The following is a 24,291-nucleotide window of genomic DNA, read 5'->3' as shown; positions in this document are numbered from 1 at the left end:
AACTCGGCGCCAATGTCAGCCCAACTCTCTCTCCTGCCTCAAGACCTCGCCGCCCTGCGCGGCGTGTTCGGGCTCATCAGCGACCCGGTCCTGCTGCTCGGCGAGGCGCTGGAAGTGGTGGAAGCCAATCCCAGTGCGCAGAGCCTGTTGGAACAAGCCGCAGGGCTGAGTGGCGGCAAGGGCCTGCACGGCTTACAGACCAGCCATGGCGGCCGTGTTGGCGATTGGTTGCGCCTGGCCAGTCGCGCCCTGCTGGATGGCCGCCAGGGCCCGCCGCCGACCGGCATCAAGCTGGTCAGCGGCCAAAAAGCGCTGCTGACCCTGGTGGCGTTGGAGCCACGCGACGATGATGCGGCGCGCTGGATGCTGCATGCCCGCCCGGAAGAAAAACACCGCGGCAAGCCGGCGGCCGGCAAGGCCAGCTCGCCCGAGCCCGCCGCGGAGGCTCAGGCCTTGCCCGGCGCCGCGACACCAAGCCCTGTTGCCGCCCCGGCCCAGCCGGGCGACGCCAGCGCGCGCGAGCAGCTGCTGCGCCAACAGACCGAACGCGCCCAGACCGAGCTGGCCCAGTGGCTCGACATGAGCCCCCTACCCATGTGCAGCTTCGACGCGCAGGGCCTGCTGCTCAAAGCCAACAGCGCCTTCAGTGCCCTGTGCCTGCGCCCGCTGAGCACCTTGCACGAGGCCGATGCCGCCATCCAGCAATTGCTGGCTTGGGACCAGGGCCGCCTCAGCGAAGCCCTGACTGCGCAGGACGAAGGGCTGCTGACCCAGGCCACCCTGATCGACCCGGCCGGACGCACGCGCTGGCTGCTCGGCCGGCTGAAGCCCCTGGCCGGCAGCGGCGGCTCGGCACGCCGCTTCCTGGCCGTGCTGGAGGACCGCAGCTCGGAGCAAGAGCGGGATCTCGCCCACCAACAGCTGGACGCCCTGATGGATACCGCCGGCGTTGGCCTGGCGACTTTCCAGCAGGATGCCGGTTGGCTGCGCCCGCGCGCCCCACGCACACCGGCACCGGCGACAGGCAGCCTGGGCCAGACGACGTCCAGCCAGCGCAACTCGCTGGCCAGCCTGCAAGGCGTTGGCCGCGACATCGTTGAGCCAGGCTCGCTTCATGAATTCGAACGGCTGCAAAAAGCACTCAAAAAAGGCGATCGGATCGAAGTCCGCTACGCCGTGCGCCACCCCGAACTGGGCCGGCGCTGGCTGCTGACCCGGGTCGAGCCCGGCCAACTGGCTTCGGGCAAACGGACCACTTCGGTCGTCACCCTGGATGTGACGGCCCAGGCCCAGGCCGAAACCCGCAGCGAGCAGCTGCTGCATGAGCTGACCACCATCATGGACAGCGCCAGCCTGGGCCTGGCCTATCTGCGCGGTGATCAGCTGGTGCGCTGCAACGGCGGCTTTGAACAGATGCTGGGCCTGCCCGGTCTGCAACATGCCGGCACGCCGGTGGCGCAGCTGTTTGCGGCCCTTCCCGAATTGGCGCAGCAGGTGCAGGACGCCCTGCCCAAGCTGCAAGCCCAGCAAACCTTCGAGGCCGAATTCCTGCAAGTGGGCAGCGAAGCCGCCCAGCCGCGTTGGCTGTCCCTGAGCCTGCGTCAGGTGCGCGCGGCCACCCCGGCCGGCGAGGCCGACAGCGGCCCGCCGCGCGACAGCGAAACCATTGTGGTCATCAGCGACATCTCGCGCCTCAAGGCGCAGCAGAGCGAGCTGGAGGCCCTGGTGCAGGACCGCGAGCTGATGTTCAGCCTGTCCGATGTCGGCATCGCCATCTTGCGCAAGGGTCGCATCGCCCGTGCCAATGACGCGCTGGCCGCCCTGACCGGCTACCGCATCCACGAGCTCGGCGGCCTGGCCCATGAAGCCCTGTTCGAGAGCCCGCAGGATTTCGAGCACCTGAGTGCCGAAGTGCGTGAGGCCTTGCAGCGGCAGGGCCTGTGGCGCGGCGAGCGCCGCGTGCGCCGCCAGGACGGCAGCGTGCTCTGGATGCAGGTCAGCAAGCGCGTGATGCGACCCGGCGCGCCGGACGAGGGCATCATCGCCACCTACGTCAATGTGGACGACCGCTGGCGCGCCCAGCAGTCACTGATGCTGCAGACCGAGCGCGAACGCGCGGTGCTGGACTCGGTGCTGGTCGGCATCGTCACGGTCGGCCGCGGCGGCATCGAATGGATGAACCGGTCTGCGCGGCGCATGTTCGGCGGCGACCTGAGCGAGTTTGCAGGCCACTCCATGAGCATTGTGGCCACGCCGGCGTCTGACCACCCCTTCCGCCAGACCCATTACCTGGACGAAATGACCGAGGGCCAGACCGAGGCCTTCGAGTGCCGCCTGAAAGCGCGCGACGGGCGCGAATTCTGGGTGGTCGGCAATGTGGTGGTCACTGGCGCGCGCGGTACCGGCCGCCAGCTGACCTTCGCCCTGCTCGACATCGACCGCCGCCGCCAGGCCGAGGCCCAGACCCTGCAGGCGCAGGCCTCGCTGAGCCGCATCATCGAAGCCGCGCCGCTGGCCATCAGCCTGCATGACGCCAAGACCTTGCGGGTCGAACAGATCAACCAGGCCGCCGCCGCGCTGGCCGGACGCAGCGAAGAGGAACTGATGGGCGCCAGCCCCGAGGACCTGTTCGGCCCCATGCAGGGCGAGCTGATCCGGCGCGATATGTTGAGCGCCCTGTCCGCCAGCGCCAGCACCGTGCTGCAACGCGAGTACCGGCTCGGCGAGGGCGAACATGAACGCGTCTGGGACGCGCGCATCCTGCACCTGGCCGGCACCGGCGACAGCCCGGACGCGATCGACGAAGGCACACCCGAGCAGCTGCTGCTGGTGGCCAGCGATGTGACCGAGCACCGCGCCGCCGAAGAAGCGCGCTTGCAAGCCGCCATCTCGCAGCGCGAGTTGCTGGTGCGCGAGGTGCACCACCGCATCAAGAACAATCTGCAAGGCGTGGCCGGTCTGCTGCAGCAGATCGCGGCGCGTCGACCCGAGGTGGCTGGCGTGATCAACGAGGCGGTCGGCCAGGTGCAAGCGATTGCCCAGGTCTACGGTCTGCAAGTCGGCAGCTCCGGGCCGCTGCGCCTGCGTCGCGTGGTGGACGCCATCATCGGCTCGGTGCAGCGCATGAGCGGGCGCCAGATCGCCAGCCATATCGAGGGCGCCACGGCCGAACGCGTCAATGACTGGACCCTGCCCGAAGCGGAATCGATCCCGATCGCCCTGACCCTCAACGAGCTGCTCAGCAATGCGCTCAAGCACAGCCCGGCCGGCGCCGTCAGCTGCACCCTGCACTGCGGGGCTGACAGCGTCAGCGTGGCCATCACCAACCCAGGCCGTCTGCCGCTGGACTTCAGCTTGGCGCAAGTGCCCGGCGGTGTCTCGGGTCTAGGCCTGGTGCGCGCCCTGCTGCCGCGCCGCACCGCACGCCTGAACCTGGAGCAGGAGGGTGAGCTGGTGGTCTGCCGGGTCGAGCTGCTGCAACCGAGCGTCAGCCTGCTGCCGACCCCGCCCGCAGCCCCGTAGTCACCCCAGGAAGCCCCGTTCGCCGGTTTGGGCGACAATGCCGCCAAACACAAGGTCGGCAGCAGCCGGCCGTATTCCAGCACAGCGGGGGGCCTCCAACGGTGAGCAGCAAGGGCAAGATTCTCGTAGTCGACGATGACCGTCTGGTTCTGGCGACCCTGACCTATGGGCTGGCGCAGGCCGGCTTCGAAGTCATTGACGCAGACAACGGCGACGACGCCATCCTGCTGGCGCGCGAGCACCGCCCCGAGTTGGCCTTGCTCGACATCCGCATGGAAGGTTTGAGCGGCTTCGATGTCGCCGCCTACTTGCGCGAGTACCTGCAGATCCCCTTCATGTTCCTGTCGGCCTTTGCCGACGAGGAAACCGTGGCCAAGGTCAAGGAACTCGGCGCCGTCGCCTACCTGGTCAAGCCCTTGGACATCCACCAGATCGTGCCCGCCGTTGAAGCTGCGTTTGCCCAGCGGCGCCAGAACACGAGCCTGGAAGTCGCACCCAGCGCCCATGCCCGGAGAGATCCTCACCCGGTGCTCGACGATCTGCAGGCCCTGGCCGTGGGCGTGCTGATGCACCGCTACTCGCTGGCGCGCGGCGACGCCCTGGCGCGGCTGCAAAAGCTGAGTGCCAGTGAAGGCAGGTCGGATGTCGAGCAGGCGCGCCTGCTGGTCGAAGCCGTAGAGATGCTGGCTCAGCCGGCCAATGTGAAGTAAAAGCGGGCGCCCTCGCCCACGGCCGACTCGGCCCAGATGTCGCCGCCGTGGCGACGCACGATGCGGCGCACCGAGGCCAGGCCAACGCCCGTTCCTTGGAAGTCGCTGGCGCTGTGCAGGCGCTGGAAAACGCCGAACAGGCGGTCGGCGAAGCGCATGTCAAAACCGGCGCCGTTGTCGCTGATCCGGTAAGTCCATTGCCCCTCTTCCAGCTGAGCCTCGAAGCGGATCTGGGCCTGCGCGCATTTGCCGCTGTATTTCCAGGCGTTGCCAAGCAAGTTCTCCAGCACCATGCGCAAGAGGGTCGGGTCGCCTTGCGCCACCATGCGGGGCTGGATGTGCACGGTCACCGAGCGCTCGGGCGCACTGCGGCGCAGCTCTTCCACCACGAAGCCGGCCAGCTGCGACAGATCGACCGGCTGGCGCGCCAGCGGCTGGGCCGAGAGCTGGGACAGCGACAGCAAGGAATCGATCATGCTGTTCATGCGCGCGGCCGCGCCCATGACCCGGTCCAAGTGGTCATTGCCGATGCGATCCAGCAAACGACCGTAGTCCTCTTTCAAGATGCGGGCAAAGCCCTCGACCACGCGCAGTGGCGCGCGCAAATCATGGGAGACGGTGTAGCTGAAGGACTCGTGCTCGCTGGCATCGCTGGGCGGCGGCAGGGCCGGCGCTGTGACCGGCGGCAAGAGCGCCAGGGCGTAACTGCCGGATGCATCGGTGTAAGCGCGCGGCAAATGTCCGCTCAAGCGTTCACACAGGCCGGCGCTGAACTGCCCCTGGCAGTCTTGCCAGCGCTCGCCCACACGCGCACCGGCCGCTGCGGCCTGCGCATTCTGAGCCAGCAGCAAGACCGGTGGAACGACACTGAGCAGCCAGGCCGGGCCGGGCAAGGCCTCCAGCCAGGCCGTGCTCGGCACCGGCGGCGGCAGATCGAGCGGCGCGGCCAATTCCTGCAAAGGCCGGGCGCTGCCGCAATAGCCTTCAAAACAACCCTGAGCATCCCAGCGCGCAAGTCCGTGCAAGAGCCACAAACCGGCCTGCGGCGCGCCGTCCACCGTCTGCACCTGCAGCTCGAACTCCTGAGCCTGTTGGCCGAGCAACTCACGCAAGCTGCCGGGCGCGACGCCCTCGGCGCCATTCACCGCACGAAACCGCTCCCAAAGCGCCTGGCAGGTGCTGTGGCCAACCCATTGCGAGCTCAGCGCCTCACGCGGACCCTGCCAACGCACGAGGTGATGATCAGCGTCGGTGGCCCATTGCCAGTCGTTTTGCAGCTGCGACATCAAGCGGCTGTGCTGCCGCGCCTCGCGCAGGCTGTCGTGCAGGCGCTGGCGGGTCAGTCGCACGCCGACATGCCAACCGAGAGCAGCGACCAACAAAAACAGCAGGCCGGTGCAAAACACCGTCAGCAGGCTGATCGTCCAGCTCAGGGAAACAAGCTCCTGCAGCGCCACAAACCAGGCCAGGCTCAGCAAAGAGACGCCAGCCAGCACCAGCGCCAGAGTGGCAGCGGCGGCCCGGCGGGGCAGGCGGCGTGTGCTGACACGGGCATCGCTGGAGCTGTTCATGCGAGGCATTGTACGGAGCACGATCGGGCGCTCAGCGCACTCAGTGGAAACGCACCGTCAGCCGGCCTCAGACGCTTGGATCAAGTCCTTGACAGTGCGGCTACATTCCGTCAGTGACTGCCACCGCCACCCTCATTTCAGCCCGACAAGCCGCGACGCCGGCCTTGCCGATGGAGGGCTTTGCTACAGGCAAAATGAAGCCCGTCAGTACACCACCGAGCCAAGCGAGGGAAAACCGCGCCAAGTGCCCCAAGAATTCTCAAGCTTTGCTCCCGCTGCCCCGATATCCTGATCAGGCCCCGCATGCCCGCCCGCCCGCACCGGCGCTTGGCGGACCACATCACGAGCTTGCGCATCAAGTCCTGCCGCCATCTGCTTTCTGACATGTCCACGCCGCCCCTTGCCCCCACCGACGCGCAGCCCACCGCTGCGAGCATCTGCCTGGACCCGATCGCCCTGGAGCGGCTGCGCGAGCTGGACCCGAGCGGCCAGAACAAGCTGATCGAACGCGTGCTGGCGGCCTATATGAAGTCGCTCGACCGCATGCTGCCCGAGCTCAGCCAGGCGCGCGGCGACAACCTGGACCTGCAGGTGATTCGCCACATCAGCCACACACTCAAGTCTTCCTCGGCCAGCCTGGGCGCGATGGCGCTGGCCGAGCGCTGTGCCGAAATCGAGACCCAGGCCAGAAATCAACAGACTGAAGGCATGGAGACCTTGTTGGACGCTATGCTTGACGACATCCAACAAGTGCGCCTGGCACTCACCGCCCTCGCCCCGACGACGCCATGAATTCAGCCGGATCGACCATCCACGACGAACTGCCGGAACGCGCCAAGGTGTTGCTCGTCGATGACGACGAGGTCAACCTGCTGCTGACGGCGGCGGCGCTGCGTGAGCGAGGTTTCGAGGTCACCGAATCATCCAGCGGCGAAGCGGCCCTGGGACAGATTGCGCTCATGTCGCCGGACCTGATCGTGCTCGACGCGATGATGCCCGAGCTGGACGGTTTCGAGACCTGCACCCGCCTGCGTGAGTTTCCCGGCTTCGAGTCGACCCCGGTGCTGATGCTGACCGGCCTCGACGACGACGCCTCCATCAACCGCGCCTACCAGGTCGGCGCGACCGATTTCTTTGTCAAGTCCACCCAGTGGAGCCTGCTGGCCGGCCGCCTGCGCTATCTGCTGCGCAGCTCGCGCACCCGTATCGAGCTGGAGCGCAGCAAGGCCCGCTTGGCGCGTGCGCAGGATTTGGCCCGCATGGGCAGTTTCGAATGGCATGTGGGCGGCGGTTTCACCCTGGCTGCGGAAGCCCTGCGGGTGTTCGGCCGCGGGCCACAGGAAGGCCTCGATTTCATCGGTGTCATGCGCATGATCCCGCATGAGGAGCGGGCCCTGTTCTTGCGCCTGCTGCGCGACGTGATCGCCCACAACTCGGTGCTGGTGACTGACCTGCCGGTGACCCTGCTCGACGGCCGCCAACGTGTGGTCCATATCGAGGCCGAACCCGAATTCAACGAGCAAGGCAATGCCAACGGCTACACCGGCGTGATGCAGGACGTGACCGACCGCCGCCAGGCCGAGGACCGCATCCGCCAGCTCGCCCACTTCGACGCCCTGACCGGCCTGCCCAACCGGCGCCAGCTGATCTGGCGCGTCGAGCGCGCCATCGAGCAAGCGCGTCGCGGCGGCCATGAAGTCGGCCTGCTGCTGATCGACCTCGACCGCTTCAAGATCATCAACGACACCTTGGGCCATGCTGCCGGCGACGAGCTGCTGATCGAGGTGGGCCGGCGCCTGCGCGCCTGCGTGCGCCATTCCGACCAAGTCATGGAAGGGATGCTGGAGACCATAGGCGGGCGCTCGCACCGCACGCTGGAAGCGGTCGGCCGGCTCGGTGGCGACGAGTTCGTCGCCCTGCTGCCCGAGATCACGGACGAGCGCGATGCCGAGCGTGTCGCCGAACGCGTGCTCGACGCCATGCGCGAGCCCATCTTCATCTCGGGCCAGGAGTGTTTTGTCACCGCCAGCGTCGGCATTGCCATCTACCCGCGCGACGGCCTGACCATGGCTGATCTGCTACGCAATTCCGACGTGGCCATGTACGCCGTCAAATCGCAGGGCCGCAATGCCGCCGCCCTCTACACGCCGCAGCTGGCCGGCCAGGGCCGCGAGAAGCTGGAACTGGAAAGCGCCCTGCACAAGGCCCTGGAGCGCGGCGAGATCGTGCTGCACTACCAGCCCAAGATCGATGTGCGCGCCGCCCGCATGGTCGGCGCCGAGGCGCTGATGCGCTGGAAGCGCGGCGACAAGCTGGTGCCGCCCAGCGAGTTCATTCCCCTGGCCGAAGAAACCGGCCTGATCGTGCCGCTGTCCGAATGGGCGCTCAAGGAAGCGGCGCGCCAGGCCAAGGTTTGGCAGCTCAATTTTGGTTTTTCGGATTCGATCGCCGTCAACCTGCCCAGCCGCATGTTCGAGCGATCCGATTTGGTTGAGCACATCCATCAGTGCGTGAGCGCCTATGGCGTGCCGCACCGGGCGATCCAGCTGGAGATCACCGAAAACAATCTGATGAAGGATCTACAGAACGTCATCCCGGCCCTGCACCGGTTGAACGAAGTGGGCGTGGAGATCTCCATCGACGACTTCGGCACCGGCTATTCATCGCTGGCTTACCTGACGACGCTGCCGATTTCCGAGGTCAAGATCGACCGCACCTTTGTGCGAGACCTGGGCATCACGCCGCAGAGCTCGGCCGTGGTCACCGCCATCATCGCCCTGGCCCGCGCCATGGGCCTGCGCGTAATCGCTGAGGGCGTGGAGACCTTGCGCCAGATGGATGTGCTGCACCGCCTGGGTTGCAGCCTGATGCAAGGCTTTCTGTTCAGCAAGCCGCTGCCGCCGGAAGAAATCGAACTGTGGCTGGCACAGACCGTGCTGCCGCGCAAAGCCCCCTGGATCGCCCAGGCCCATAACGAACTCGACGGCGACTCGGGCGCGGCCGGCAGCGGCCTGCCCAGCGGCACGCTGCGACCCCATGGCGGCAAACTGCCCTTGAAATGATGGACGACTCACGCCGCCCCGCGCCTCTGCCCGCCAACTCAGCCCGCAAGCCCGGCGCCACGCCGCCGGCCCAAATCGCCAAGGCGGCCTTGCTGCGCCTGGCCCAGGCCCAGCTGGAACCGACGCCCGAGAACTATGCGCGCGCCTTTGCCATGGAGTCCGGTGTCGAGGCGGCCGCCGCGGCCCTGCCCGAACGGGCCCAGGCCGTGCTCGCCAAACTGCTGACGATGGGCGTCAGCAATGCACAAGTACGGCTGGAGCTGCAGGTCTGCGTGCGCGAAGGACGCTGGGACGAGGCTTTGCGCGAGCTGGAGCGCCTGCAGCGCAGCGAAGGCCCGGGAGCCCAAGCCGAGGCCATGGCCCAGACCCTGGAACGCCTGGTGCGCGGCCTGGAGCGCGGCGGCCGCCAATGGACCGTGGCACGCAAGAAGGACGGCTTGCAGCGCGTGCTGGAAGGCAACCGCAGCGACGGTCAACGCCTGCTCAAACGCCTGGATCAGCTGGTCAGCAGCTGGGACAGCGATGTCGCCGACGCCAGCATCGCCACCTCGGAAGAACCCGGCGGCACGCCCAGCCAGTTCTTCGCCGAGGAAGATTTCCCGCCCAGCACCCTGGAGCCGACCGAGCCTGAAATCAGCGGCAACAAAAGGGACAGCGAAGTCCTGAGTTTCCGCGCCGCAGGTGTTGGCTTGCCCAGCCCATGGCCCGGCATCGAAACCAGCTTACACAGCACTGTCCAACATGCCCTCAAGAGCCCGGAACGCTATGCCGACGAGCTGATGGCCGAGCTCGACGCTGCCCACCTCGATTTGCAGGCCGGAGGCCCCACGCCCGAGAAGGCGGCACTGATCGAAACCCTGTGCCAGCGCGCGCGCCATCTGCTCGACCACCGCCAGCATCTGTTCGGCGAGCTGGGCGAACTCTGCCGTGAACTGAGCGCCAGTCTGGTCGACTTGGCCGAGGATGATTCCTGGGCCAAGGGCCAATGCGAGGCCATGAACGACACCCTGGAGCAGGGCCTGAGCGGCCGCGGCGTGCGCTCGGTCACCGAGATGCTGAGCGGCACGCGCGAGCGCCAGCGCACCCTGCGCGAGGAACGCAGCCGCGCCCGCGATTCGCTCAAGTCCCTGATCCATCAAATGCTGGCCGAACTGGGCGAGCTGGGCCAGCACACCGACCGCTTCCAGAACAGCGTCGGCCGTTATGCCGAGGTGATCGAAAAGGCCGACTCGCTGGAGAGCCTGACCGGCGTGGTGCGCGAGATGGTGGAGGAAAGCCGCAGCGTGCAGTCTCTGGTCAAGCAGACCCAGGATCGCCTGACCCTGGAGCATGACAAGGCCAGCAGCCTGAGCCGCAAGGTGGCCGAGCTGGAAGGCGAGTTGCAGCGCCTGTCCAATGAAGTGCAGACCGACCAGCTGACCCAGATCGCCAACCGGCGCGGCCTGTTGGCGGCCTTCGCCACCGAGCAGGCCAAGGCCGAGCGCGAAACCGGCGACAACGCCTTGATCGCCCTGGCCTTGCTGGACATCGACAATTTCAAGAAGCTCAACGACACCTTGGGCCATGGTGCCGGTGATGTGGCACTCAAGTCTCTGGCCGAACGGGTGTCGCAACACCTAAGGCCCGGTGACCTGGTGGCCCGCTACGGTGGCGAGGAATTCGTGCTCATGCTGCCCAGCACACCGGTGGCGGAAGCCCAGGCCGTGCTGCAACGCCTGCAGCGCGCCTTGTCGGCCAGCCTGTTCATGCATGAGGGCAAGGACGTGTTTGTCACCTTCTCGGCCGGCGTGACCCTGTACCGCCCAGGCGAGACCCTGGAAGTGGCCCTGGACCGCGCCGATGTGGCGCTGTACGAGGCCAAGCACACGGGCAAGAACCGCGCCTGCGTCGCACCCTGAGAGTCGCCATAAAAATCCTTCTGGCGTCGTTGGCCCGGCTTGCCGTACTGAGCGTACTGTCGGCACCGGTCCGCCTAGCCAGAACCGCTTCGCTGGCCTTTGCTGGCGGCTCTAATGCTCGGAGCGCGCCAAGGGCTCAGAAGCCGAAGGCCAGGCGCAAGCCACCCCAATGGCGGCCCTGCACGGTGATAGGTGCTGAGGCTTCCTTCAGCAACACGAAGCGGCCGCCGCCCATATCGCGGCGGTAAGTCTGCAGCAGGAAGGGGCGCTGATTGCGGGCCGAGGCCAGGCCGGTGCGGTCGTTGAAGATGCGCCGATAGCGGCTGTTGGCCGTGTTCCAAACCACATCGCCGGGGCGCTGCGGCTGGCAGTACTTCTTGTTGTGAGTGGCCACATAACCATTTCGATCCACGGCAATGCAGTACACCACCTTGTCGCTGAGCTGCAGCATCGCTTCCTGAACAGCCGGAAAGAGGCGGTCGGCGAGTTCGACAAAGTCGCTCAAATGTTGGGCCGGCTCGCTGCCGGCGATCGGGCGATAGCGCTCATCAAAAAGTTGCTGCATGGAGATCTTGCGGCTCTGCAAAGCCTGCTCCAGCAGCTCGGCAATCTGTGCAGCGCCGCGCTGCGCGGCTTCGATATACAGCGCGTCCTCGACCTTGATGCCCGAGGCCGCGATCTGCTCGATCAGCTCCTCTGACAGCTTCAGGAAACGATTGCTGCACTGCGCGGCGCTGTCCAGGCTGATCATGGCCTGCTGTATCTCCTGCTCCAGTTCAAGCGCACGATCGCCGAGTGAGGCTGTGATGCGCTCGCTTTGCTGGGCTGAACTGGCGATGCGGTCGACATCATGCTCGACATCGGCGAAGGCTTGGTGAATGGCGCTTTTGTGTGCCTGCCCCCCATCGCTGCGCAGCTCGCGGCTGAACACCTCGATGCGAGCATCAAGAGCCGACAAGGTGCCCATGATGGCCTTGGAGGACGCGTCAACCTTGCCGGCCAGGTCCTTGACCGCATCGGCGACGACGCCAAAGCCGCGCCCGGCCTCGCCAGCGCGTTTGGCTTCCACCGAGGCATTGAAGGCAACCAAGCGGGTTTGCAGAGCGATTTTGCTGATGTCTGAAGCCGCGTCGGACACCTCGCGCAAGGTCTGCACAATGCCGCCAACCTCATTGCCAATACCGGCCAGGGACTGACGGGCCCGCAGTACTGCGTGACGGCTTTGCTCGGTGGCCTGGTTGATGCCTTGCTGGGCTTGCTGAACCTGGACCAGTTCGCCGGACAGGGCGCCCATGGCCTCGCACTGAGTGTTCACCACCTTTTGGGCGTCTTCCAGCACGCCGCGCACCTCGGCGGCATCGCGCCCGACATTGGACACCGAGCGTGACAGACTCTGGACCAGCTGGGTCAGAGCCTGGCTGCCGTCGGCTGCGGCCTGGGGCGATCGCGGCTTGGGGTCCGCCCCTGCAGGCGCGCCCGGCGTGCCCCGCTTCATTCCGAAAAACATAGGCCCCTCCCCTTGGGCATGAGTCGCCCGGCTGCCTTGCAGGCTAGCAGCAAAGTCCGACGGGCGCCGATGAAGCGGAGAATTACCAATCGCGCAGCTTGACGCGCAGGCGGGCGATGGCCTGGCTGTGCAGCTGGCAGACACGCGATTCGGTCACCTTGAGCACGACCGCGATCTCTTTCAGGTTCATGTCGTGCTCGTAGTACATGCTCATCATGTGCTGCTCGCGCTCGGGCAGGTTCTTGATGGCCGCCACCAGGGCCTCGCGCATGCGGTGGTCCTGCAGGCGCAACATGGGGTTGTTGCTGTGGTCGGCGACATGACGGTCGAGGAAGTCCTCGTCGCCCTCGTCGCCCGACATGTCTTCGAGATAGACCAGCTGGGTGCCGCGCACCTTGCCAAGCAAGTCCTGGTATTCGTCCAGCGGGATCTTCATCTCGGCGGCGATCTCGCTCTCGACCGGCGCTCGGCCCAGCTGCTGCTCGAGCTTGCGCACCGCGCCTTCGATCTCGCGCTGCTGGCGGCGGGTGCCGCGGCTCATCCAGTCGCCGCCGCGCAGCTCGTCGAGCATGGCACCGCGGATGCGCTGGGTGGCAAAAGTTTCGAATTGCACGCCCTGGCCGATGTCGAAGCGCGAGAGCGCATCGGTCAGGCCGATCAGACCGACCTGGATCAGGTCGTCGATTTCGATATTGGCGGGCAGCTTGGCAATCATCTGATGCGCCAGTCGTCGCACCAGGGGGCTGTACTGCTTGATCAGCGAGGAGTTATCGAGGCGGCCTTTGGCGGTATACATCATCAGCTCCTGCGGCAATCAGTAGGTGGCAGCCATGGCCGGGCGGGCAGCGGCCGTCATGCGCACGGGCGGGCGCAGCGGGCTGGCGTTGACCGAGGCTTCCAGCGCGGCTCCTGGCGGGGCGGCCAGCAGCAGCTCACGGGCCAGATGGCGGATCTCGGGCGAGACCGGTGCCGTCGGCGGTGTCTTGGGGTCCAGGCAGGCCCAGTCGCGCAGCACGGCACCGAGGAAACCATCGGCGCAAGAGCTGATCTGCTGGGCAATGCGGTCGGACAGGCGCAGCTGCGGCGAGCTGGCCAACAGCAGGCTGTAAACCATCAGGCCGGCGCGGCTGGCCAACCACTTCATGCCAGCGTAGGCATGGGTGACGCTCATGCTGTCGGTGTCAGCCAGCAGCACCGGGCGCACCTCGCGCAGGGCCACCACGCGGGCCAGCTCGGCCGCGCTGGCGTGCAGCAGCACGACATCGGCAAAGGGAGCGGCATCGGTCACCGCTTCCAGGAACTGGGCGGCCGAGCCGTTGGCATTGATATAGCGCATCGGCAGGCCACGGGCCGCCAAGTAGGACACATCCTTGGACAAGTTTTCAATGCAGGAGCCCAGGTCCACACTGGCCAGCTCAGAGGGCTTGGGCGAGCTCTCGCCGGCATCGACCACCAGGGTGTGCAGGCCCAGCTCGGCAAAAGCCGCGCACAAGCCTTCCAGCAGCACGCCGCCGCCCACCACATGGGGGTTGCTGACGACCGGGATGAAGCGCACCCGCGAGCTGGCGAACAGGCGGCGCAGGCCATGGGCCTGGTCCTGCGGGGCGAGGGATGAAGAGGTGCTGTGAGCGTCGCGCATGATGGGTGAGTCTCGGTTGGCTGCTGCGTCAGGGCTCAGAACATGCCCATGGCGGCCGTGTGCGAAGAGCCAAGCGCGGGCCCTCCGGCGAAAATCAGGTTCACATCGGCGCTGTCCATGCGCCAGGCACCGGCGGCCGTGCTGCGCAGCGCGCGCTGCACCAGGGCCTGGGCCGAGAGACGGTGCCAGTCTTCCGGCACGCGCTGGCCATTGGTGACGCCCAGCACGGTCAGCTTGTGGCGGATCAGAGTGTCCAGGGCCGGGGCCAGCTTGACGGCCTCATCGATCTTGGACAGCACCAAGCCGTGACAATCCTTGGCACGCCAGGCCGTGGTCACGTCCTCGATGGTCTCGCCTTGCTGTGCGGCATTGACGACCAGAATCTTGCGCACGCTGGGATGGGCCAGCATGTCCAGCAGCTCCTGCGTGCGGCTGTCGCGCTGGGCCATGCCTGCCGTGTCGATCAGGACCATCTTTTTGGCCGAGAGCAGCTCCAGCAGGTCTTCCAGCGAAGCCCGGTCATGGGCGGTGTGGACCGGCACACCGAGGATGCGGCCATAGGCACGCAGCTGCTCGTGGGCGCCGACCCGATACGCATCCAGCGTGATCAGGCCGAGATGGGCAGCGCCAAAGCGGGTGGCAAAGGCGGCGGCAATCTTGGCCGTGGTGGTGGTCTTGCCGACGCCGGTCGAGCCGATCAAGGCAAACACGCCACCCTGCTCTTCCAGGGCCGGACCGGTTTCGTCGGTGTGCAGATTGCGGGACAGCACATTGGCCGCCCACTGGGTTTCATCGGCCGGCTCGCCCTTGGCGGCTTGTGCACCCTTGAACTCATTGGGGCAGCCTTCGACCAGCTTGCGCACCAGGGCGGGCGAGAAACCCAGCTCCAGCAGCTTTTGCGTCAGGCGGGCCTGGATGGGCTGGCGCTGCAGCTTTTCCATGAAGGCCAGAGCGCCGAAACGCTCTTCGATCAGGCCCTTGACCTGGCGCAGCTCGTTCATCATGTCCTGCTGGTCGCGGCGGCCGCGGCCGGGCAGATCGGGCAGTTCAGCGGCCAGACCGGCGGCAGACAGGTCACGGCCGGCGTGGGGCATGCGGATCTCGTCGCGCAGCACCGGCGGCGAAGGCGGCACGGGCAGCGGGCGACGCGCCGCGGCCTGAGCCGGCTCCGGGCGACGCGGTTGCATGGCTTGCAAGGCGGCCTGAGCACGCTGCTGACGCACGGCATTGAGGGAGCTGACGCCGGGCTGGTCCTGAGGCGCGGGCGCCTCGGCCTGCTGCTGGGCATAGACCGGATCGGGAGCACCGTCGAGCTCGGCTTGGCGGCGCTTGAGCACACGTTCACGCACATAGTCCTGGAAGGACAAGGTGCTCATGGCCAGGGTCTGCACATCGTCGGCGACCTCGTTGCCGAAGCCGCTGACTGGATCGTTGTGGCCGAAGCTCGGTTCGCTGCGCTGACCTGTGCGGGCTGCAAAGCTCTTGGCGGAAGGATTGATGACCGGCGAGGACGGTGCAGCGGGGCGTGCCGCCAGACGGCCGGGCGAAGCCACACGCGGTGCCGTGGCGGCCACGCGCTCGATCTGGGACATGCCCTCCGGCGCCATGGCCAGCACTTCCACGCCTTCGGCGCAGGGCTTGTTGGACAGCACGACCGCATCGTCGCCAAAGGCCTTGCGGACCAGGGCCATGGCTTCGCGTGATGTGCGGGCGGTGAAGCGTTTCACGTTCATGGGGCCTCCTGCCGATTTGCCTCAAAGGAGGCCAAGCCCCCCAGAGACCTGAAAGGGCTCTTCACGCGCCCTAGGGGCAGCGAACAAATGTGAGCGTGGGGGTTCATGCCGCCCCTCCGATGATGGAACCGATGCGGATGGAATGAGTCTCAGGAATTTCGCTGTGGCCCAGCACCTTGAGGCGCGGCGCAGCGCGGCGCAGCAGGCGGGCCATGGGGGCGCGGATCAGGTCAGGCACCAGCAGGCAGGCGGGCACGCCGCGGTCTTCCTGGGCTTGTGAGGTTTCGGCGGCACTGCGGGCCAGGGTGTCGGCGACACCGGGGTCCAGGGCGGCACCGTTGGGGGAATTCAGGGCTTGCGTGACCAGACGCTCCAGCTCGGGCTCGAGGGCGATCACGTCCAGCTCCTTCACCGGGCCGTAGATCTGCTGAACGATGGCCGGGGCGATATGGGTGCGGATGCGACGGGCCAGCTCGGCCGGATCGCTGATCTGGGCGGCGTTCTCGGCGATGGACTCGACGATGGAGCGCATATCGCGGATGTGCACGCCCTCTTCCAGCAGCAGCTGGAGGACACGTTGCAAATTGGCGATGCCTAGCATTTTGGGAATCACATCTTCGATCAGTTGCGGCGCCTGCTTGGTGAGGTGTTCAACCAGGGCCTGGGTCTCGACTCGGCCCAGCAGCTTGGCCGCGTGAACCTGCATCAAGTGTGAAAGATGGGTGGCCACCACGGTCGAGCAATCAACCACGGTAAATCCGGCCATTTGCGCCATATCTTTCTGGCGCTCTTCGATCCAGACGGCGGGCAGGCCGAAGGCAGGGTCGGTGGTCTGGGTGCCGAGCAGCTTCTGGGTGGCCTGGCCCGGGTTGATGGCCAGCCACATGCCCGGGAAGGCCTCGGCCTCGCCCACCACGGCGCCACGTAGGCTCAGGCGGTACTGGCTGGGGCGCAGCTCCAGGTTGTCGCGGATGTGCACAGCCGGTGGCAGGAAGCCGACCTCTTGCGCGAACTTGCGCCGCACGCCCTTGATGCGGCTGAGCAGATCGCCCTCGCGGCTCTTGTCGACCAGACTGATCAGGCGGTAGCCGACCTCCAGGCCCAGGGTGTCGACCGGGATCAGGTCGTCCCAGCTGGCCTCGGCATTGGGTTCGGCGGCAGCGGCGACCGGCGTCTTGGGTGTCGCCTGAGCTGCCTTCTGAGCCGCCTGGTCGCGGGTGCGCAGCCACCAGGCCAAATAGCCCAGGGCGCTGGCGATCAGCAGGAAGACCACATGGGGCATGCCCGGGATCAAGCCCAGCAAGCCGATCACGCCGGCGGTGATGGCCAGGGACTTGGCCGAACCGAAGACCTGGCGGCCGATCTGGCTGCCGATGTCTTTCTCGGTGCCGACGCGCGACACCACCATGGCCGCTGCCACCGAGATCAGCAAGGCCGGAACCTGGGCCACCAGCGCGTCGCCGACCGCCAGCAGGATGTAGGAATCGGCCGCCTGGCCGGCCGACAGGCCATGCTGGACCACGCCGATGATGAAGCCGCCAACGATGTTGATGGCCAGGATCAGCATGCCGGCCACGGCATCGCCGCGCACGAACTTGCTGGCACCGTCCATGGAACCGAAGAAGTCAGCCTCGTCGCCCAGCTCAGCGCGGCGGCGCTTGGCCTCGGCCTCGTTGATCAGACCGGCATTCAGGTCGGCGTCCACCGCCATCTGCTTGCCCGGCATCGCGTCCAGGGAGAAGCGCGCACCGACTTCGGCGATCCGCTCGGCACCCTTGGTGACGACGATGAAGTTGATCACCACCAGGATGGCGAAGACGATCAGGCCGACCGCGAAGTTGCCGCCGATCAGGAAGTGGCCGAAGGCCTCGATGACCTTGCCGGCCGCGCCGGTGCCGGTGTGGCCTTCCATCAGCACCACGCGGGTCGAGGCCACGTTCAGCGACAGGCGCAGCAAGGTGGTGAGCAGCAGCACGGTCGGAAAGGCCGCGAAGTCCAGCGGCTTGACCATGTTCGCCGCCACCATCATCACCATCACCGCCAGGGCGATGTTGAAAGTGAACATCAGGTCCAGGGCGAAGGGCGGCAGCGGCAGCACCATCATGGCCAGCACCAGGATCACCGCCACCGGCGCGCCCAGCGCGCTCAGCAGCGCGGCGCGTGGACCGAACAGGGCCTGCATCTGAGCAATCAGCGCATTCATTCTTGGTCATCCTCCAGCAGGTCCAGATCGGCGGCCGAGCGGGCATGGGGTTTGTTGTGCGGATCCAGTTCAGGCGGCACTTGCGGCGTCGGCTGCTCGGGCTTCTGGCCGCGCCCGGCCATGGCGGCGCGCAGCTGGTAGATGTAGGCCAGCACCTGGGCAACGGCACCGAACAGGGCGGCGGGGATCTCGCGATCCACCTCGGCGTGGGCATAGAGTGCACGGGCCAGCACCGGCGACTGCAGCACGGGGACCTTGGAATCCTTGGCCAGATCGCGGATCTTCATGGCGAGCAGGTCGGCGCCCTTGGCGACCACCTTGGGTGCGGCCATGCTGGCGTCGTCGTACTTGAGCGCGACCGCATAGTGGGTCGGGTTCATCACCACCAGATCGGCCGTGGGCACGGCCGCGAGCATGCGGCGCTTGGCCATCTCGCGCATCTTGGCCCGCATGCGGGCCTTGATCTCCATATTGCCCTCGACCTCTTTCATTTCCTGCTTGGCCTCTTCGCGGGTCATGCGAATGCGGCGCAGGTAGAGCTGGCGCTGCAGCGGCACATCGATGGCGGCAAACAAGGCCAGGGCCACACCGAGCAGGACCAGGCCGCTCATCAGCTGTTGGCCGGCATAGGCCAGGGCCGCTGGCAGGGGCACGCTCATGATGCTGATGTAGGCGGCCATGCGGTCCTTGAGCACCAAGGCGCCAACCACGCCCAGCACCACGGCCAGCAAAACCGCCTTCATGGCCTGACCGAGGCCCTGCCCGCTGAACAGACGGCCGAAACCGCTGATCGGGTTGAGATGGGAGAACTTGGGCTGCAGCGGCTTCATGGTCCAGTTCCAGCCACCCAGAGCCAGATTGCTGGCGATCGCCACCACCAACAAACCGACACTAATCGGCAGCATCAGGCTCATGAAGTGCAGGGTCAGCTCGGTCAAGCGAATGGCCATGAAATCGGAGCGAGCGAGCTGGCGGGCATCGAAGTGCAAGGCGCCTTCGAGCATGCGTTGCAAGGAGCTGGCAATGCTGGGGCCTCCGACTGCAAGGATCACTCCGCCGGCAGCCATCATGGCGAAATGGGCCAGATCCCGTGAGCGCGGCAGCTGGCCCTCTTCCCGTGATCGTTGGATCTTGCGGGCTGAGGCCGGTAAATTTCTGTCCTGTGCGTCTTGGTCGGCCATGGCGAATGCGGTTAGACGAGCAGACTCACTGCCCGTGTCGCCATTGTTCGCGGCAGGCCGGAAAACTTAAGCCAGAAAAGGCCCGGGAAAGCGCGCTTTCACTGCGCCCGTCATCCGGAAGAGCATCGTCAGTGATCCGCAGGGCTTGGGTCGGCTTGCGGTACGGAGCCGTCGTTCGCGGGGAAGTTTCAGCACGCAGAGTTCGCAGAGGACCGCAGAGGACGCTGAGAACACAATCCTCGCTCTTCTTATCTCTCTGCGACCTCTGCGAGCCTCCGCGCACTCTGCGTTCGTATTCAAATCTCAGCGAACGACGGTTCTGTGCCCTTAGCCGCCGACCGATCCTCGACGAGGAGCAGACAAGAAAAAACCCGCCGTAGCGGGTTTCTTGCATGGACCTATTTGGATGGCCGGCTTCAGAAGCCCAAGCTGGCAAGCAGGTCGTCGACTTCGCCCTGGTCGGCGACGATGTCGGTACGACCTTCGGGGTTGACCACCGGGCCTTGCAAGATGTTGGGGTCGACCTTTTCGCGCTGCTCGGGCGGCACGATGGACACCAGCAATTTGACCAAGCTGTCTTCGAGATCATTGGCCAGGGTCACCACCTTGGCCACCACCTGGCCGGTCAGGTCATGGAAGTCCTGCGCCATCATGATGTCGGTCAGATGGCCGTCAATCCGGGCCGTGCGGTCCTCGACTTCCTTGACGAAATTCATCACCGCGCCACTGGCCACCGCCTTGACCGGGTCCGCCACGATGGCCGCAGCCATGGCATTGGTCGCGGAGGTGATGAAGGCGTGGTCTTCCTTGGCCTGATCGACCGAATTCAGCACCTTGTTGGCGGCCGCAGCCGTCTTGGTGGCGATATAGCTCAGCCGGCTTCGTGCGTCAGGCAGACCGTCGGTCGCCACCTGCAGCTTGGGCATCACGCCCAGCTGCTGCATGGTGTCGTGCAACACCCGCGTGATGGTGCCGATCTGCTGAAACACTTCAGGAGAGACAGACAGCGGATCGGTGCCGCTGGAGAGTTTGCTCAGATCGTCCAAATGCATGGTCGTCTCCTGGTGCTCAGGCCGAAGCGGCCAGTTTCTGCATGATCTTGACGACCTTTTCCTCCAGCGTGGCCTTGGTGAAAGGCTTGACGATGTAGCCGGCTGCGCCGCTCTGGGCAGCCAGCACGATGTCTTCCTTGCGGGCCTCGGCGGTCACCATCAGCACGGGCAGGTGCTTGAGGTTGGGGTCTTCCTTGATCGCCTTGAGCAACTCGAAGCCGGTCATATTCGGCATATTGATGTCGCTAACAACAAAGTCGTACTTGGCCAGCTTGAGCTTGCTCAGGGCGTCCACCCCGTCTTCTGCTTCTTCGCAGTTGTTGTACCCAATCTCCTTCAGCAGGCCGCGGACGATGCGGCGCATGGTGGAGAAATCGTCAACAACCAAAAATTTCATGTCAGTGCTCATGGCTTTCCTCGCAGGGGCTAGAGAGACTTATCGGGGTTTGGGGTTGGAACTTGAGGGGATTTTCGCTGCCGCCGGAGCATCAGCAACGCCCGCCTCATCGTTTTCTTCTTCCGGGGGCACATTCTTCAGTACCGCGTCCTCAGCATCGCGGTTCATGACAATGATGCTGATGCGGCGGTTGATCGGACTTTCAGGTTGTTTGGGCTCCAGCAGCTTGCTGGACGCCAAGCCCTGAACCCGGAGCGTACGCGACTCGGGCAGCCCGCCCGCAATCAACTCGCGCCGGGAGGAATTGGCACGGTCGGCCGACAGCTCCCAGTTGCTGTAGCCGCGCTCACCACCGGCGAATCCCAAGGCATCCGTGTGTCCTTCCAAGGTCAGGCGGTTGGGCACTTCACTGAGCACCGAGCCCAGCTCCCGCAACAAAGCCCGCATATAGGGTTTCACAACTGCGCTGCCGCTGTCAAACATCGCACGGTTGTTTTCATCCACGATCTGGATGCGCAGGCCTTCCTTGGTCATGTCCAGGCGGATCTGTCCGCCGAGCGTTGCCAGCTGAGGGTTGTTCGCCAACACCTCCTCGACCTTGTCTTTGAGTTCCTCCAGCCGGGCCTTCTCCGCCTTGCGCTGCTCTTCCTTGAGCGCGCGCAGGCTGAAAGTGCGCTGACGGGCCTCGACATCACCGGCCTTGACCTGCCCGGACTCGCGCGTCAGGTCCTTGCCGCCGCCCTTGACCACATGCGAGGAATCACCCGAACCCGAGCCGCCCTGCATGGCGACTTTAAGCGGTGAGCCGAAATAGTCGGCAATGCCCTTTTTGTCACCCTCGGTGGTCGAGCCGAGCAGCCACATCAGCAGAAAGAAGGCCATCATGGCCGTCACGAAGTCAGCGTAGGCAATCTTCCAGGCGCCGCCATGGGCGGCATGGCCGCCCTTCTTGACGCGCTTGATGATGATGGGCTGGAGTTTCTTGGCGTCACCAGCCATAACATGCCCCCACGTCGCCGATTACGGCTCCTGCCCCCCGAGGGGGCGCGGCCCGCCTTGGGAGCGGCCCGGCGGCGGACCCTGCCCCCACCTCGCCGATTTCGGCTCCTGCCCCCCGAGGGGGCGCGGCCCGCCTTGGGAGCGGCCCGGCAGCGGGCCCTGCCCCCACCTCGCCGATTACGGCTCCTGCCCCCCGAGGGGGCGCGGCCCGCCTTGGGAGCGGCCCGGCGGCGGGCCAGGCCACTTCGAACCAACGATTGGGCTTGCTGCTGCTCATTGCGCTCACTTCTTCTTCACATGAGCTTCGAGCTCAGAGAAGGTGGGGCGGTCGCCGGAGTACAGCACCTTGCGACCGAATTCGATGGCCACCTGCGGCGCATAACCCTGCATGCTGGCCAGCAAGGTGGTCTTGATGCACTGCAATTCCTTGCCCGCATCTTCCACCTTCTGCTCCAGCAGTCCGGCCAGCGGCTCGGCAAAACCATAGGCCATCAGAATACCCAGAAAGGTACCGACCAGGGCCGAACCGATCATGCCTCCCAGCACGGCCGGTGGTTGACCCACCGAGCCCATGGTGTTCACCACACCCAGCACGGCCGCCACAATGCCGAAAGCCGGCAAGCCGCCCGCAATCCGTTGCAAAGCGGCCACCGCCGCATGCTCTTCCGCATGGTGAGTGTCGATCTCGGCGTCCATCAGCGACTCGATCTCATGCGCATTGAGGTTGCCCGAGACCATCATGCGCAGGTAATCGGTAATGAACTCGGTGACATGGTGATCATTGCCCACCACCGGGTACTTCTGAAACAAGGGCGAGCTGTGCGGATCCTCGACGTCTTTTTCAATCGACATCAGCCCTTCCTTGCGAGCCTTTTGCAAGATGTCGTACATCAGGGCCAGCAGCTCCATATAGCGGGCCTTGCTGAACTTGCTGCCCTTGAAGCAACGGCCCAGGCCGGCCACGGCGCTCTTCACCACCTTCATCTGGTTGTTGGCCAGGAAGGCGCCAATGGCGGCCCCCAGAATGGTGGTCACCTCAAAGGGTAAGGCGTGCAAGATGACGCTGATATTGCCGCCGTGGGCAATATAGACGCCGAAGATGCAAGCCATGGAAACGGCCCAACCAATGATGACGAACATGGTGTTTTCTTAGGAAGCTCTCCAGCCCTTATCGGCCGGAGCGGGTTGCGCTTGAGTGTGCCCGGCCGGGCCGCGGCCGTTCGCTTCAACTGGCCGGCTTTGACCGGCCAAAACCAGCCCCATCAGCGCGCCGGCCCTGGCAGGCGGTAGACCCAGACCCGGTGCCGGCCGCCGAGTTCCAGGCAAGCTTGCGCGACTTGACCCTCAATTTCGAAGTCCAGGCTGACCAAGGAGGCTCCCGGACGCATCTCGGCCCGGGCTTTGCTCCAGACCCGTGCCATGGACTCGGGCCGCTGGAATACATAAACGAGGCCGAAGGGCTGCCAGCTCTGCGCCCACATATCTCCCCGCTCGATCTGCGCCCAGGGACAGAGCCAGCCGGCGAGGCGCGCCAACAAAGGGCTCCACTCGATGCCATGCAGATGCGCCTGCGGGTAGCTGCGGCGCAGCTCGCGCAAACCATGGCCCAGGCCGCAGCCGGCATCGAGCACGCGTTCGCCGGCCGCCAGGGGCAGCAGCTCGCTCAGCGCCTGCAAAGCATGGCGAGGGGTTGGAAACAGGGGAGCATCGCCCCAGCTGCGCCGCGGGTAGGCCAGCAACAGCAGAGCCAGCGGCAGCAGCCAGGCCCAAGCCGGCCACGCGGCTGCGCCGCCGGTCAGCAGCATGGAAAGCGGGAAACCCAGCGCCACCATGAGCCGGCGCCAGCGTGCGCTGTGAAAAAACGCCAGTGCGGCGCCCAGGAACGCTGCGGCCAGCAAGGCGGAAATGGGCGAGACCCCGAGGCGCTGCAGCTGCATGAACAGCAGCCAGGCGGCACCCCAGCTCAGCAAGGCAGGCAGGGGCCAACGCGTCAGAGGCATGGGGGTGCAGCCGCGAGCAAGATGAATCGAATACGGCGCAAAGGCCTTCAGTGCATCTGGATGGCGCCCTGGGCGCGGCCCTTGCCGGCGCGGGCGGGCGGGTTGCACATGCCGCAGACATAGTGGCGGGCGATCTCATGCGGGTGGGTCACGAAATGACCGCCGCAGCTCGAGCACTTGGTCATGGTCAGCATGCCGTTGTCGATGAACTTCACCAGGCGCCAAGCACGCGTCACCGACAGCATGGCCTCCAGGCCTTGCGCCTGGGTCTGCTCCTGATAGAGCTGGTAGGCCTTGATCACCGCATCGATCTCGTCCAGCTCCGACACCTTGTTCAGGTACTCGTGCACATTCAGGAACAGTGAGGCGTGGATGTTCGGCTGCCAGGTCATGAACCAATCGGTCGAGAACGGCAGCTGGCCCTTGCTGGGGCTCTTGCCCGAGACTTCCTTGTACAGGCGCAGCAGGCGCTCGTAAGACAGATCGGTCTCCGACTCCAGCACTTGCAGGCGCGCACCCAGATTGATCAGGGTCACCGCACGTTCGATTTGGCGGGCTTCGGTCAGGATGCTCTTGTTGCGCATGATGGAGTCTCTCGAATTCTTGGTTGGTGTTTTGCGGGGCAGCGCCGGGCCGCTCCCAAGCGCCCCGCGGAGCGAATCAGGTGCGGGCCCTGCCCGCGCTTGATTCGTACCCCCTCGGGGGGTGGCTGCGCGTACCCGCGCAGCCGGGGGTCTACATTCAGGCAGCTTCTTGGTGACGGCCGGCCATCAGAATCGATGCGTGGAGGCGACCGACGCCGTCGTTGGCGGCCGAC

Annotated in this window: 18 protein-coding genes; 5 read left to right on the top strand and 13 right to left on the bottom strand. The window is 65.9% G+C overall.

All coding sequences use genetic code 11. The features are described 5' to 3' along the window. The first annotated feature begins 12 nt into the window (after positions 1-12). Together LNV28_RS09435 and LNV28_RS09430 are read left to right on the top strand one after the other, a co-directional pair. Positions 13-3,522, top strand: coding sequence for a PAS domain S-box protein (locus LNV28_RS09435; RefSeq protein WP_263520547.1), 3,510 nt, complete (start codon positions 13-15; stop codon positions 3,520-3,522). A 101-nt stretch (positions 3,523-3,623) separates the two neighbouring features. Further along, on the top strand, positions 3,624-4,232 hold the full coding sequence (locus tag LNV28_RS09430) for a response regulator (RefSeq protein WP_263568796.1): 609 nt from the start codon (positions 3,624-3,626) through the stop codon (positions 4,230-4,232). Here LNV28_RS09430 and LNV28_RS09425 read toward each other — a convergent pair. After that, positions 4,211-5,803, bottom strand: coding sequence for a sensor histidine kinase (locus tag LNV28_RS09425; protein WP_263520545.1), 1,593 nt, complete (start codon positions 5,801-5,803; stop codon positions 4,211-4,213). The genes LNV28_RS09430 and LNV28_RS09425 overlap by 22 nt on opposite strands. 303 nt (positions 5,804-6,106) lie before the next feature. Between LNV28_RS09425 and LNV28_RS09420 the strand changes: the two genes are divergently transcribed. From LNV28_RS09420 to LNV28_RS09410, 3 genes are read left to right on the top strand one after another with little or no spacing between them, the layout of a single operon-like run. Continuing rightward, positions 6,107-6,595: an Hpt domain-containing protein gene (locus LNV28_RS09420; protein ID WP_263520544.1), complete on the top strand. Its 489-nt coding sequence runs from the start codon at positions 6,107-6,109 to the stop codon at positions 6,593-6,595. Further along, complete coding sequence (locus LNV28_RS09415; protein ID WP_263520543.1) at positions 6,592-8,865, top strand: putative bifunctional diguanylate cyclase/phosphodiesterase; 2,274 nt, start codon at positions 6,592-6,594, stop codon at positions 8,863-8,865. The genes LNV28_RS09420 and LNV28_RS09415 overlap by 4 nt, the downstream gene beginning before the upstream one ends. After that, a complete protein-coding gene (locus tag LNV28_RS09410) occupies positions 8,862-10,763 on the top strand; it encodes a sensor domain-containing diguanylate cyclase (protein WP_263520542.1) in 1,902 nt (633 codons plus the stop codon). The genes LNV28_RS09415 and LNV28_RS09410 overlap by 4 nt, the downstream gene beginning before the upstream one ends. Positions 10,764-10,899: 136 nt before the next feature. Here the strand turns inward: LNV28_RS09410 and LNV28_RS09405 are convergent, their stop codons facing one another. The 12 genes from LNV28_RS09405 to flhC all read right to left on the bottom strand — a co-directional run bounded on the left by LNV28_RS09405 (position 10,900) and on the right by flhC (position 24,058). Continuing rightward, a complete protein-coding gene (locus tag LNV28_RS09405) occupies positions 10,900-12,258 on the bottom strand; it encodes a methyl-accepting chemotaxis protein (protein WP_263568795.1) in 1,359 nt (452 codons plus the stop codon). Between the two features lie 94 nt (positions 12,259-12,352). Next, positions 12,353-13,066, bottom strand: a complete 714-nt coding sequence (locus LNV28_RS09400; RefSeq protein ID WP_263520633.1) for an RNA polymerase sigma factor FliA — start codon at positions 13,064-13,066, stop codon at positions 12,353-12,355. Between the two features lie 18 nt (positions 13,067-13,084). Next, the gene (locus tag LNV28_RS09395) at positions 13,085-13,909 is read right to left on the bottom strand and encodes a MinD/ParA family ATP-binding protein (RefSeq protein WP_263520540.1); all 825 of its coding nucleotides are present in this window, start codon (positions 13,907-13,909) and stop codon (positions 13,085-13,087) included. A 35-nt stretch (positions 13,910-13,944) separates the two neighbouring features. Continuing rightward, positions 13,945-15,642, bottom strand: a complete 1,698-nt coding sequence (gene flhF / locus LNV28_RS09390; RefSeq protein ID WP_263520539.1) for a flagellar biosynthesis GTPase FlhF — start codon at positions 15,640-15,642, stop codon at positions 13,945-13,947. Positions 15,643-15,745: 103 nt separating this feature from the next. Further along, positions 15,746-17,845 carry a flagellar biosynthesis protein FlhA gene (gene flhA / locus LNV28_RS09385; protein WP_411969940.1) on the bottom strand — a complete coding sequence of 700 codons (2,100 nt, stop codon included), beginning with the start codon at positions 17,843-17,845 and terminating at the stop codon, positions 15,746-15,748. After that, positions 17,842-19,026, bottom strand: a complete 1,185-nt coding sequence (flhB, locus tag LNV28_RS09380) for a flagellar biosynthesis protein FlhB (protein WP_263520538.1) — start codon at positions 19,024-19,026, stop codon at positions 17,842-17,844. The genes flhA and flhB overlap by 4 nt, the downstream gene beginning before the upstream one ends. Positions 19,027-19,442: 416 nt before the next feature. After that, positions 19,443-20,078, bottom strand: coding sequence for a protein phosphatase CheZ (locus tag LNV28_RS09375; RefSeq protein ID WP_263520537.1), 636 nt, complete (start codon positions 20,076-20,078; stop codon positions 19,443-19,445). A gap of 16 nt (positions 20,079-20,094) precedes the next feature. Next, positions 20,095-20,487, bottom strand: coding sequence for a chemotaxis response regulator CheY (gene cheY / locus LNV28_RS09370; RefSeq protein ID WP_102769803.1), 393 nt, complete (start codon positions 20,485-20,487; stop codon positions 20,095-20,097). Between the two features lie 27 nt (positions 20,488-20,514). Further along, positions 20,515-21,474, bottom strand: coding sequence for a flagellar motor protein MotB (gene motB / locus LNV28_RS09365; RefSeq protein ID WP_263520536.1), 960 nt, complete (start codon positions 21,472-21,474; stop codon positions 20,515-20,517). Positions 21,475-21,756: 282 nt separating this feature from the next. Beyond that, positions 21,757-22,614, bottom strand: coding sequence for a flagellar motor stator protein MotA (gene motA / locus LNV28_RS09360; RefSeq protein ID WP_263520535.1), 858 nt, complete (start codon positions 22,612-22,614; stop codon positions 21,757-21,759). A 122-nt stretch (positions 22,615-22,736) separates the two neighbouring features. Then, a complete protein-coding gene (locus tag LNV28_RS09355; protein ID WP_263520534.1) occupies positions 22,737-23,474 on the bottom strand; it encodes a class I SAM-dependent methyltransferase in 738 nt (245 codons plus the stop codon). 47 nt (positions 23,475-23,521) lie between these two features. Next, the gene (gene flhC, locus LNV28_RS09350; RefSeq protein ID WP_263520531.1) at positions 23,522-24,058 is read right to left on the bottom strand and encodes a flagellar transcriptional regulator FlhC; all 537 of its coding nucleotides are present in this window, start codon (positions 24,056-24,058) and stop codon (positions 23,522-23,524) included. Positions 24,059-24,291: the final 233 nt, after the last annotated feature.

The organism is Paucibacter sp. DJ2R-2 (genome assembly GCF_025717675.1).
Lineage (GTDB): Bacteria > Pseudomonadota > Gammaproteobacteria > Burkholderiales > Burkholderiaceae_C > Paucibacter_A.
Note: the sequence above shows the minus strand (reverse complement) of the source record. Positions and strands in the feature narration are given on the sequence as shown.